This is a genomic window from Sporolactobacillus caesalpiniae, assembly GCF_040513385.1.
In the GTDB taxonomy this organism is placed as follows: Bacteria; Bacillota; Bacilli; order Bacillales; family Sporolactobacillaceae; genus Sporolactobacillus.
Genome location: NZ_JBEVCB010000007.1, coordinates 149,688 through 161,817, shown reverse-complemented (window position 1 = coordinate 161,817; position 12,130 = coordinate 149,688). Strand labels below are relative to the sequence as shown.

Annotated in this window: 9 protein-coding genes; 7 read left to right on the top strand and 2 right to left on the bottom strand. The window is 46.0% G+C overall.

Features of this window, described 5'->3' with window-relative positions; all coding sequences use genetic code 11:
* The first annotated feature begins 50 nt into the window (after positions 1-50).
* The 3 genes from ABWW58_RS14985 (at position 51) to ABWW58_RS14975 (ending at position 5,297) form a co-directional block, all read left to right on the top strand.
* On the top strand, positions 51-935 hold the full coding sequence (locus tag ABWW58_RS14985; RefSeq protein ID WP_353869876.1) for an RpnC/YadD family protein: 885 nt from the start codon (positions 51-53) through the stop codon (positions 933-935).
* 777 nt (positions 936-1,712) lie between these two features.
* Positions 1,713-3,638 carry an N-acetylmuramoyl-L-alanine amidase gene (locus ABWW58_RS14980; protein WP_353869875.1) on the top strand — a complete coding sequence of 642 codons (1,926 nt, stop codon included), beginning with the start codon at positions 1,713-1,715 and terminating at the stop codon, positions 3,636-3,638.
* A 189-nt stretch (positions 3,639-3,827) separates the two neighbouring features.
* On the top strand, positions 3,828-5,297 hold the full coding sequence (locus tag ABWW58_RS14975) for an NAD-dependent succinate-semialdehyde dehydrogenase (protein ID WP_353870017.1): 1,470 nt from the start codon (positions 3,828-3,830) through the stop codon (positions 5,295-5,297).
* A gap of 750 nt (positions 5,298-6,047) precedes the next feature.
* Here ABWW58_RS14975 and ABWW58_RS14970 read toward each other — a convergent pair.
* Together ABWW58_RS14970 and ABWW58_RS14965 are read right to left on the bottom strand one after the other, a co-directional pair.
* Positions 6,048-7,232 (bottom strand): glycosyltransferase family 4 protein, encoded by a 1,185-nt coding sequence (locus ABWW58_RS14970; RefSeq protein WP_353869874.1) that lies wholly within the window; start codon positions 7,230-7,232, stop codon positions 6,048-6,050.
* Positions 7,229-8,647, bottom strand: coding sequence for a lipopolysaccharide biosynthesis protein (locus ABWW58_RS14965; RefSeq protein ID WP_353869873.1), 1,419 nt, complete (start codon positions 8,645-8,647; stop codon positions 7,229-7,231). Before ABWW58_RS14965 ends, ABWW58_RS14970 begins: the two co-directional genes overlap by 4 nt.
* Before the next feature lie 255 nt (positions 8,648-8,902).
* On the opposite strand from ABWW58_RS14965, the gene ABWW58_RS14960 reads away from it, so the two are divergent.
* The 4 genes from ABWW58_RS14960 to ABWW58_RS14945 all read left to right on the top strand — a co-directional run bounded on the left by ABWW58_RS14960 (position 8,903) and on the right by ABWW58_RS14945 (position 12,091).
* Entirely contained in the window at positions 8,903-9,124 is a 222-nt protein-coding gene (locus tag ABWW58_RS14960; RefSeq protein WP_353869872.1) for a hypothetical protein, read from the top strand.
* Positions 9,125-9,285: 161 nt separating this feature from the next.
* Positions 9,286-9,906: an MptD family putative ECF transporter S component gene (locus tag ABWW58_RS14955; protein ID WP_353869871.1), complete on the top strand. Its 621-nt coding sequence runs from the start codon at positions 9,286-9,288 to the stop codon at positions 9,904-9,906.
* Positions 9,899-10,585 (top strand): energy-coupling factor transporter transmembrane component T, encoded by a 687-nt coding sequence (locus ABWW58_RS14950; protein ID WP_353869870.1) that lies wholly within the window; start codon positions 9,899-9,901, stop codon positions 10,583-10,585. The genes ABWW58_RS14955 and ABWW58_RS14950 overlap by 8 nt, the downstream gene beginning before the upstream one ends.
* Before the next feature lie 33 nt (positions 10,586-10,618).
* Positions 10,619-12,091 carry an ABC transporter ATP-binding protein gene (locus tag ABWW58_RS14945; protein WP_353869869.1) on the top strand — a complete coding sequence of 491 codons (1,473 nt, stop codon included), beginning with the start codon at positions 10,619-10,621 and terminating at the stop codon, positions 12,089-12,091.
* Positions 12,092-12,130: the final 39 nt, after the last annotated feature.

Here is a 12,130-nt window from a genome sequence, read left to right as displayed (position 1 = left end):
ACATTCCTTCGCATGACCGAAACATACCTTACCTCGCAAGGAGGCTTCCTATGTCTATAGACCACGATCGACGCTTTAAAGTCCTGCTGCACGAGTTTTTTGATGAATTTCTCGAAGCCTTCTTCCCAAAAATTTACCAGGCGCTTGATCTTTCCGAGAAAAAATTTCTTTCCGAGGAACTGTTCGCAGATATGATCGAAGGCGACAAAAAACGGGCAGATATTATCGCGGAAACGAAGCTGAAATCAAAAAAAGACGTCATTCTGATTGTCCATTTTGAAGCACAGAATTATTACCAAGAAGATTTTTCTGAACGGATGTATATCTATTACAGCATGATCTATCTGAAATTTCGAAAACCTGTTTTACCAATCGCCATTTTCAGTTATGATGGAGTTAGAGATGAATCGGACGAATTTGTGGTGAAAGTGCCTCATCTAATGATTGTTAGCGAGTTCCATTTTTTGAAACTCGAACTTTCCAGAATGAACTGGCGAAAATTTATGAACAGCAATAATCCGGCCGCCGCCGCGCTGATGAGCAGGATGAACTACTCGAAAAGGGAACGTGTGCAAGTACGACTCGCCTTTATCAGGCAAATGATCAACATGCATCTTGGAGAAGCGCGTGAGAGCATGATCAATGGATTTTTCGAGACCTATCTTCAATTAGAAAAGGAAGAGGTGGATCAATTGATGGACCAAGCGAAAAAACTCCCAGACGAAATTCGAGAAGAAGTGCTCAAGTGGCCCAATTCCTTTTATGATCGCGGAAAGAGAGAGGGAATTGAACAAGGACTTGAACAGGGAGAACGAAAAGCAAAAGAACAGTTTGTCCGAAAACTGTTGCAAAAAGGAATGAGTCATGCTGAAATCAGTGAATTGACCGGATTGAACGAAGCAGCGATTAAATCGATCGCAATCGCCGGTGAATGAGCCAATTATAGAGTTTACCCAATGAATGACCACCAGTCGTATTTGCTAGTACAGGTAAGATGGCTCCTCGTGTTCCAAGAATTGTTTTGGAGCACGAGGGTCATTTTTTTACTTACAGTTGCTCAATTACTTTTTTTAGAATTCCGTTGCTCCTTGATCCCGCGTAGAACCGCGTCAAGCAGTGCCGAAAAACGGGTGTTCAGTGAGGTTCGTTTGTACTGCAATGAAAAATATTTTTGAAGATTTACATGAGAAATGAGAAACGCCTTGTTAGGACAAATGACGCATATGGATTATTTTGGTAAGGATGGATCGGTGAGAAATTTGGAAAAATGTTGTTCGTTTGGTCCGGTAATTTGGTAGGAACAAAAACAAATAGGAAGAAAAGATCAGTTGAAAAGGATCTATATAGTTCGCTCTATAATGAATATTCATAATATTGACAACTAAAGTTGCCGCTTCTATACTAAATTTAATCCTGACTAGTCCAAGTTTCAAGATTCCACAATTACCCATTGTCGGCCGCTTGAATCATCTGGAACTGAGGGAAAATGGCAACCGGGATGAGTCCCGCTTGCGCGTTATTACATGGTTAATCAACACCCTATTTACGTCTGCTTTGTCTTCATCAACCGAGACAAAAACCAGCCTGGGCATGACTTCAGGCTGGTTTTGTTTTTTTTCGGAACTTATCTCGGAGGTGGTAATCCGCGCGTCATTTGCCCACTTTTGCCCGCCTGTGATTGTTTAAGTCAAAATGAATGAGGAGTGGATACTTTGAAAGCAAACAAACAGATTTGCCCTTCTAATCGCTATAAGTTCGTTTCATGGCTGTTGATTCTCTTTTTGTTCATCTGCACGACGAATACACCGGCACATGCCGAATCACAGAATAGTAATCAGATAGGCCTTCAAAGTGCATTTCAAAAGGCGGCCGATGCTTATCACGTGCCGCTTAGCATTCTGATGTCGGTTTCCTACAACGAAACGAGATGGGAAGGTCACCACGGCCAGCCAAGCACCTCCGGCGGTTATGGTGTGATGCATTTGACCGAGAGTGCTCCATCAGGTGATCTATTTGCAAAAGGGGATAAAGTTAATAAGGATGTGGGCACAACATCTGAGAAAAGTGTGAATACATTGGATCAGGCGGCAAAACTGCTTGGCACTGCTCCAGAGTCGCTCAAAAGTGATACGGAGAAGAATATCCTTGGCGGAGCTGCTCTGCTCGCCGATTATCAGAAACAGATCACAGGACAACTTTCACATGATCCTGGAAAGTGGTACAGCGCGGTCGCAAAGTACAGCGGATTCGCTGATTACGATACTGCGGCTGATTTCGCCAATCAGGTCTATAAAACAATCAATCAAGGCGCAGTCCGACATTTTTCTTCCGCGGGGACGGTACAGCTTGCGGCGAAACAAATTAAACCCAACAAGCAAAATCTTGCACATCTTCATCTCCACAAGCGGAAACATGGACATGGAGACAGCCTAAAAGGAGTCGATATGCAAAACGTTCCGGCCTTATACAAAGTATTTTCCGATTCTGACGGTGACTACGGAAACTATGATCTTGCCAATCGTCCAAAGGACGGTCAAAAGATTCGCTACATCATCATTCATGATTCTGAAGTGAGCTATGAAGGAACGATCAATACCTTTTTACAACAAAATTATGTCAGCGCGCACTATGTGATCCGTTCTTCCGATGGACAAATCACCAAGATGGTGGATCCAAAAGATGTGGCATGGCATGCGGGGAATTGGTATATTAATAGTCATTCGATCGGCATTGAGCATGAAGGCTACGCGGTCGAAGGCTCGACCTGGTACAGTGAACCGATGTACCGAGCGTCGGCAAAGCTCGTCAACTATTTAGCAAAAAAATATGATATTCCACTAGACCGGGAACATATAATCGGTCATGAGGAAGTGCCCGGTTTGAATCCGACGCGTCAGCTCGGCATGCACTGGGATCCGGCCGCATATTGGGATTGGGCGCATTACTTCAAGCTTCTCGGCGCACCGTTTTCAAAGAGCAACCATTCGCTTGGAACGAGTAAACGCGGCAGCATTGTGACCATTAATCCTGATTATCAGACCAATAAACCTGAAACAACATACAACAATGAGCCGCTCGAGCCGAAATCTGCAAACTTTGTATATCTGTACACGGAGCCTGATTTCAGCGCACCGCTGCTTAGTGATCCGATTCTTCATCCAAACGGGAACGGCACGACTGCGCTTAATGATTGGGGCGATAAAGCAGTTGCCGGCCGCTCTTATTTCAAGGCGGACCAGACGAAGGACTGGACAGCAATTGACTTCGGTGGCCAAAAGGCATGGTTCTATAATCCGAAAGGCACAAATACGATTACGGGCAGTGGAATGCTGATCACACCGAAAAAAGGTGCGGATTCGATTCCGGTATACGGATCGGCTTATCCTGAGGCAACTGCCTATGATAAATTTTCCATTCCATCTGTCGGCATTACGCCGATTTACTCGATGCCTGCCGGACAATTCTATGTCGCAGAGAAAGCTGTAGGATCCGATTATTATTATGCGAAGCTGTTCAATGCGCCTGAAACCTACCATGTGGTGACTGGGAATGACCAATACTACCAAATCTCCTATAATCATCGTATCGCATTTGTGAAAAAGAGCGATGTAAAAGTGAAGAAGCCATTTTTTTACTAAGGTTAACTATTAGTAGGCGCCGCCTCCAAAAGGAGTGTGGCGTTTATTTGTTTACTTAATTTCACAAAATTATAATCTTCAATCTTGCAATCAAATTTTCCGGTGGAAGTTAGTGATTGGATCAGGTATGCTTGATTTATTGTTCGGACATTCATCAGAAGATTATTACACAAACGAGGTGGACCAATGATGACAGAAATAGATTCATATGTGGACAAGGCACCGAAGCAGCTCTTTATCGGTGGGAAATGGCTCGACGCAGATAGTGGAGAAGTAGATGATGTGGTTAATCCGGCTACTGGAAAAGTAATCACGCAGGTGGCGCGAGGCGGAGCGATTGACGCTGAAAAGGCGATTGATGCGGCGCAGGCTGCGTATCCTGTATGGGCATCGCTTCCTGTGGATGAACGCGCCAAAATCTTACGCAAGGTCGCGGATTTAATTACGGAAAAGGCGGACGAACTCGCCGCAATTATGACCATTGAACAAGGAAAACCGCTTGCGCAGGCCAAAGGTGAGGTGCTGGGCGGTGCAGAAAGTGTTCGCTGGCATGCGGAAGAACTACGCCGCGTCTATGGAGAAACCATTCCCGGACCAAACGGACATCTCTTTCTTGTTCAAAAGGAACCACTCGGTGTGGTCGCTGCCATTACACCATGGAACTTCCCGTCATCAATGATTACGCGGAAGATTTCACCCGCACTTGCAGGCGGCAACGCGATTGTACTCAAGCCGTCACCGGAAACACCGCTTTCAGCAACAGCACTCATGAAAATTTTCCAAGAAGCCGGAATTCCCGACGGCACGGTAAACCTTGTTATGGGTGACGCGCCAGCAATCGGCAAGGTACTGACTTCAAGCAACCTCGTGCGTAAAATCACGTTCACCGGATCAACCGCGGTTGGAAAAATGCTCTTTGGACAGTCTGCGGAAACCTTGAAGAAGGTCTCATTGGAGCTTGGCGGTCACGCGCCGTTTATTGTTTTTGACGACGCGCCGATAGATAAAGTCGTAGGCGATCTGGTATCTTCCAAATTCCGAAATAACGGACAAGTATGCACATCGCCAAACCGCATTTTCGTCCAAGAGGCAATACTGGCTGAATTTACAGAGAAGCTCATTGCAGCGGTGAAAAAGGTAAAGGTAGGCAATGGTTTGGAAGAGGGCGTGGACGCAGGTCCGCTCATCCGTGAAGACGCGATTGGAAAAATTCAACGCCAGATTAATGACGCGGTTGAAAAAGGCGCGGTACTTGAGACAGGTGGTAAGCGCCTGACGGATGGCGCCTACGCAAACGGTAATTTTTACGCGCCGACTGTTCTGACCGGCGTAACGACAAAAATGAATATTTTCTATCAAGAGACATTTGGCCCGGTACTGCCGGTCATTGTGTTCAAGGATACTGATGAAGTGATCGGTATGGCTAATGACACGAACTATGGTCTTGCCAGCTATTTCTATACCTTGGACCTGAAACGGATTGCTAAAGTCAGTCAAGGCTTGCAGTATGGTATGGTCGGTGTGAACAGCAACACGGTTGCCTTCACGCAAACCCCGTTTGGCGGTGTGAAGCATTCCGGTTTTGGCAGAGAAAACGGACATCAAGGTATCGATGATTATGTTAATGTTAAATTTATCAATCTCAATTATGGGATTTAAGAAAATTTGGCTTTGCCGAGCCTTTAAAAAGGGCGACGACTTAGTTACGGTGACCACTGACGGCCTAGTGCCAGGTGGCGCTCTATAAGGTTCCACTACTATTTGTAAAAAAGCACCGACAATCCAGGCAATTGGGTTCGGTGCTTTTTTGCTTGTAAAAGAAACAAATGCGGCATTCGCAAAAAGGTGAAACGCTCAATAAGGTTTCGAAGACGCCTAATTCTAATGAAGATGTGTCGCTTATCTATCACCAAGAGAGTTACTAACAAGAAAAGTCTTTAATTACCGATGATCAAAGAAATGGATCACTCCGCAGTAGACGGGGAAGCGCAGCAAGGGAATCAATATGAGGTTAGACCGAACGGCGCGAAAGTTAGACCGAATCAACTGGAGGTTAGACCGAATAGAGAAAAAGTTAGGCCGAGACCTTAGAAAGTTGAACCGGATCCTTGGAGTTAAACCGAACTGAGGAAAAGTTAGAGCAAATCCATAAAAAGTTAGACCGAACGCTCGAAAAGTTAGACTGATTCCCAACTCGTAACAAACCGACAAAAAGTACTAACCAATGAACTCAAAGCTGTAACAAAATCATTGAAAGTCGTAACGAATTCCCAGACCTGTAACAAAATCATCGAAAGTTGTAACCGATGATTTCAAAGTCGTAACGAATCACCAAAAGTCGCAAAGAAAGTACTGCATACTCCGTCTTTACTGCGCAATCTCAGCTCCTTAAACGTTCTGAATCAAGCCTTAGTTCAGCTTTTCCAGCAATTCTTTTAGGTAGCCGTCGGCTCGAAACCGACGCAATGCGGCTTTTCGGGCGTTTGCACCGAGCCGACTCCGTAATTCCGGATGAGTTGCGCAGCGCAGCAGGGCATCGGTCAGACGCGCGCCGATGTTCGTTCCCGTTCGGACCACAACCCCTGTCCCGGTGCCAATCAGTTCAGGAATTGCCCCGGCATTGGTTGTAATAACGGTTTTCCCGAGGAGCATCGATTCGGCGATCGTTAAACCAAATGCCTCATTGCAAAGCGAAGGGAGCGCGATCATGTCGGCGATGGAGAGATACGCCGGCAATTCGTTATGGTTGATATAATCCATAAGCGAATAGGAATCAGTTGGAAGTAAATCGAGAGCTGGTTGAATTTTCTTTTGATCCTTTTTATAGGGATAGCTGCCAAGCAGCACTAAATAAAGTGACGGCTTGACCAGTCGTGAACGCGCAAAGGCTTTTATCAGTTCCAGCACGCCTTTTCCAACGTTCAGTCGGCCATAATAGAGCACCACTTGCCGATTTTCCGGTATACCACACTGTTCACGGAGCCTGTTTGAGGAGCGGGTATCATAGGATGGACGGAACAATGCAGTGTCAATTCGGTTGTAGAGCACACGCGCTTTCCGTTTGTCGTGCTCAGGTGCGGCTGTTTGCACACGTTTATTGATATAGCTGCTGACCGAGAGCACACGGTCGCACATATGAATGACTGAACGCGCGTAAAAACAATTCCGATTAAGCGAATCATTATGCAAATGCAAAGCGATTTTTGTATAGGGACCAAGTTGCCTGCGCAACTGTTTGATAAAGCGCGGGCGATTTTCGATAATGATCCAATCATATTTTTTATTTTTCAGCTCGCGAATCGTTCGAGTTAAGAACGCGTGAGAATAAAACGATATGTGGCATTTTGAGAATAGTCGACCCATAAAATTACGTAAATACTTGAACGGGTCCTTCGTACTGATATAAATAAAATGAGTGTGTTGAAAATCCACACTGCAATATTTGGCGGATGGATTTTCTACAGAATACACGTCAAATTCAACTTGGGGACGTTGTTCGTTATCCTTGATCAGCATATCAACCAACGTTTCCACTGCGCCACCCTGTACGGCGGGCACCGGCCGTTTTTCCGTGCAAATAATTGCGATTCTCATTGATGTTCCTCCTCAGAATACCTGTGCCGTTTCCAAATCGTCCATAGCTTGCGAATGGTGCTGTGCTGAATGGTGATGATCAGCAGCAAAAGCGCGCTGTTGACTAGAGTGATTCCGGGAAACGCGAAGAGATTCAGAAATGCGCCGGCAAGCAGAAAAAAGAAAACCATGTAATGCTTGGCTACCGAGAACTTAATCCAGTACTTTTCTGAAAAAAAGGTGCGTACGCCGAAAAAGAACAAAAATGCGACTGCGGTGGAAATGGCTGCACCCGCCGCACCGAGCGGCGGAACAAGCAGAATATCGAGAATGACGGCTGGGATCAGTGCAGAGATTCCCACCCAAATGTTCAAATAACTTTTTTTGGAAAAGACAATTCCAAGACAGGTTGTCTCACTCACGGTGTAAATAAGAGGCTGCAGACAAAGAAAACCGACCAGATATTGCGCGCCGCTGTAATTCTCCGATAGAATATAAATGATGGCGCTTTTAAAGAGAAAAATACCAGCGGCAAGCAGTGACATCCCCAGCAAGATTGTCTCACTGACAATCTTGAAATAAGCGATTGGTCGATTCTCTGAGTGCCATCGGTAGGCGGTGGGTACCCAGAAGCTGGTAAAGCCTGCTTGAACAACAGAGAGAACAGCGGCGATTTTTAAAGTTGCTGAAAAAATGCCGATCTGATCAAAGTCACTCCAGAGTCGAAGCGCGAGTCGATCCAGTCCTCCAAGAAAACTGGAAAGCGACGTGGCAACGACAATCGGCAGGCCGAATCTGACTAACGTTTTTAATAGAGCATGATCAATGGCAAATCCATTCAATTTGAGCAGCTCCCGGTAGCGCCAAAAGAGCCATACATCTCCGAGTATTTGACCTAATACCGTGGCGTAAACGACGGTCAGGAAATCACGACGAATGAAAAAAATGAAAATCAAAGTCAAAATGAGGACGGCGGTTTTGACCATAATCGTCAGCATGGAGTACTCGAATGCTTTTTCCTGCATGCGTACATAGAGCATCAGGAACCGTTCTAAGACCATGAATAAAGTCATCACGCCAAAGAGAATGGTCGGAATTATAGAATTTCTATGCCCGAAAAGGAGTTGGGACAGGGGCTGGGGAAAAAGCATCGTGGCAAGCAGCACGAGCAGCGCCAAAGCTATTGGAAGAAGCATTGCGTTTTGCAGAAGGCTCGTTTTGTCCCGCGCATCATGGTATTCGCGTGTGTAGGCTTGGTCTATGCCGAGAAAGAGAAATGTGCCGATGATCGTCTGGAAGAGTAAGAACATGCTCGCTTTTCCGTATTCGGCAGGATAAATATAATAGGTGGTCACGGGAATGGTAATGAATGAGATCAGCGCACCAATGACCGGTCCCATCGAAAATCCAATAAATTTTTTAATCAAATTATTCATTGACAGGTTAACCTGTACCTTTCAGCCCAATGTTCATTATCTAGTCTTCCATTCGTTGATATTTTTCATACAGGGGGAATGAAGCGAATTTTAATCCATTATACGAATGCCAATTGAGATATATTTTCATTTATAACAATGGGTGAATCATGTATAGTAGAGGATAGATTAAGATATTTCGGACCGTGCCTATGATCCGTCAGGCTTCGGATAAGGATATGGGATTGCGGATGAACGGAAGGGTGGTTGGTCGTTTTGATCAACAAGAGACTGTTCAGTATGACAAAAGGTGCGAGAAAATGGCTGTTCGTCAGTGTGCTGAACAGTTATTTAAGCACCGTTTTTTATATCGCGAGTTTGCTGCTTGTGGCGTTTACTCTGCGCACCATTCTGATCGGGCAGGCGACACTTTTGTTTGAACTGGCTGCCTTTTTTGTGCTAATTTTACTTATTATTGCTCGAATGTGGACCGATTAAATGAACGAATTATTTTACGTGTACTGCGTGAGGAATTCGATGGGAAGACAATGATTTTGGTCTCTCATCGGCAGTCCGCGCTGAACATGACCGACACTGTTTATGATGTACAGAACAAAACATTAAAGAAAATCAGATGAATGGAATTGAGAGGGTTCATTATGAAAAAAAGATTTTTGAGCGTTCGCGATGTTGTGACCATCGCGATCTTCACTGCCGCAATCATGATGATCGGCAGCGCGCTTTCAAAAGTACTGGGTGTCTTGAGCTTTATGACTGCCGGAGCGGCAACACTCGTATCTGGTGCGATTATTTCATTTTTGACGGCACCGCTTTTTTTGCTGATGGTCTTAAAAGTGGCGAAAAGGGGTACTATTCTTTTACACAGTATTTTGTATGGATTAATCTTTTTACTTGCCGGGCTGCCGCATATGCTGCTTTTCTACGCATTGGTCGGACTGATTGGCGAAGTGATGATGATACCAAGGGGAAAAGGATATCGTAATGTGTTTCGAGCAGGGCTTGCTTGCAGCGCCTTTCTGAGTTTTAAGTCACTTCATCCTGCGGCGATTCTGTGGATTATCGGCAACTATAATCCTCAGGGTGTTCATGGGTATACGTCAGAACAAATCAGCAAAATGATGGCTATTTATTTTAATCCGATTACGCTTACACTTCTTTTCATCTTGACATTCGCCGGATCTGTTATCGGAACCTATGTCGGCGCGAAGCTGTTACGCAAGCATTTTGTCAAGTCGGGAATTCTGCGGATTAATGACTAAACGGATAGCACTTGATCCGCGAACTAAAGTCATGGTTGTGCTGGTCACCGGCTTTCTCATCTTCGGATCAAGCGTTGACCAATTGCTGCTTCTTGTTGCGGTCATGGCCGGTTACGCGATTCTTAATGGATCACGCCGGTCACTGTTCTTTTATTTATTGGTACTTCTGTTCTATTTTTTATTTGATTATCTTGCCTCTGAGACACGCAACATCGTTTTTGTGAGTATGGCATTTATTTCCTATTTTATCGTCTGTTTTCTTCCGGCGTTACTTGCCGGAGAAGTACTTGCACGGACTCCTACCGGTCAGCTTATGGCGGCGCTTGCTTATTGGAGAGTTCCAAAAACCATTAGCATTGCTTTTGCTGTCAGCCTGCGCTTTATCCCCATTGCCGGAATGGAAATCCGTGCCATTCATGAGGTTATGGCGCAAAGAGATGTTTCTTTCTTCAGCAGAACCGGGTGGATACATCCATGGCGTGCCTTTGAGTATGTCCTCGTTCCGCTCATGACGCGCTTGCTGAAAATTTCCGATGAGTTGACGGCGTCTGCGGTGACGCGAGGCGCGGAGGCACCGCAGAGGCGCACGTCGCTGCATGTGATCAAATTTCGGCTCGCCGATTATCTGATCCTTTTTCTGTTGTTTGTGCTCGCAGCGGCACTGCTGCTGGCAAGATAGCTGATTATTGTTAATGAAAGAGCAGGTTACATCATGATTGAGTTAAAAAATGTTGCTGTACGTACGTATCAAGGCGCGCCTATTCTGAGCAATTTCTCACTAACCGTTGCGCCTGGTGAACTGGTCGTGCTCTCCGGTCCAAGTGGCGGCGGCAAATCAACGGTGATTCGCCTGATTAACGGATTGATTTATATGGACGACGCATTGACGGTGGACGGAGGAGCTGAAATAGACCATGCTCCGATTGAAAAGATGCATTCGTGGGATCGCTCAGAGCTTGTGGGCAGTGTGTTCCAGGATCCGCGCAGCCAATTTTTTGCATCGGTGGTAAAGGACGAACTCGCTTTTTATTGCGAAAATTTCGGAATGGAACCGCGACAAATCGAAAAACGTATTCAACAGGCGGCAGAGGAACAAGGGTTGATCCCCCTGCTGGATCATCGGATTATGACGTTATCCAGCGGGGAAAAGCAGAAGGTAGCGATCGCTTCTGTTCGCGTCGCGCGGCAGAAAATATACGTGCTTGATGAACCCTCTGCAAATTTGAATGCGACAGCGACAGCGGAATTGACTGCACTGCTAATGAGATGGAAAGCGGAAGGGCACACAATTGTACTGGCAGAACATCGTCTGCACTATTTGATGGGCCTATTGGATCGTATGGTGTATGTGAACGACGGCCGGGCGGTGCGCAGTTATTCGAGAGACGAGCTGGCAAATCTGTCATCGGAACAGCTCGCAGGATTAGGGCTTCGCCACACCAATCTAAACTGGGCTACACGCGCGTTTCGATTGGAGGAGCAACACGGCGGGCACATTCTGACACTGGGTCATCTGACGGTTAACGGGTGGGGCGGTGCTGACCCGCTTTTACGCGATCTTGATCTTTCCATTCGCTCCGGTGAGATCGTGATGCTGACCGGAGCGAATGGAATCGGAAAGACGAGCCTGGCACGTGTCCTTTGCGGTCTCTCCAAGAATGGTGAAGGAATGATTTCTGTTGATGGCGAGCGCGCCTCGCGCAGGAAAAGAAGCCGTTTAATCTGGTACGTCATGCAGGAGGCAGATTACCAATTATTTGGCGAGAGTGTGTGGGAGGAACTGTTCGTAGGTGTTCGACGCGTCAAGGAGCTGGACCGAAAAGCGGAGCGAATTCTGCGCGATCTTGAACTGTGGGCGCTTCGGGATCGGCATCCGTCTACATTGTCCGGTGGTGAAAAGCAGCGTGTAACGCTCGCTGTCGCATTGATGAGTAACGCTTCCGTGATCATTCTTGATGAACCGACATCCGGTCTTGATTGGAAGAATCTGAAACAGGTCGCGGAGTGTCTAAAAAGAGAGGCGGAGAAAGGCAGAATCTTTTTGGTGATTACACATGACTATGAACTGATCAGTGAAGCGGGAACGCGGCTGATTCATTTGCGAAACCATGCTATTAATGCTGATTTTCCTTTGAATACATCATCCGGTGCGTATGTTTTGGATCTATTAGCGCAGGATGAGTAAAGACATAGGAAACACCTATTAGGGAACGATAGGAAAACG

Coding starts and splice junctions, on each gene's coding strand:
- ABWW58_RS14965 (WP_353869873.1), bottom strand. CDS start 8,647: ATGAATAATTTGATTAAAAAATTTATTGGATTTTCGATGGGACCGGTC.
- ABWW58_RS14970 (WP_353869874.1), bottom strand. CDS start 7,232: ATGAGAATCGCAATTATTTGCACGGAAAAACGGCCGGTGCCCGCCGTA.
- ABWW58_RS14985 (WP_353869876.1), top strand. CDS start 51: ATGTCTATAGACCACGATCGACGCTTTAAAGTCCTGCTGCACGAGTTT.
- ABWW58_RS14955 (WP_353869871.1), top strand. CDS start 9,286: ATGAAAAAAAGATTTTTGAGCGTTCGCGATGTTGTGACCATCGCGATC.
- ABWW58_RS14975 (WP_353870017.1), top strand. CDS start 3,828: ATGACAGAAATAGATTCATATGTGGACAAGGCACCGAAGCAGCTCTTT.
- ABWW58_RS14950 (WP_353869870.1), top strand. CDS start 9,899: ATGACTAAACGGATAGCACTTGATCCGCGAACTAAAGTCATGGTTGTG.
- ABWW58_RS14945 (WP_353869869.1), top strand. CDS start 10,619: ATGATTGAGTTAAAAAATGTTGCTGTACGTACGTATCAAGGCGCGCCT.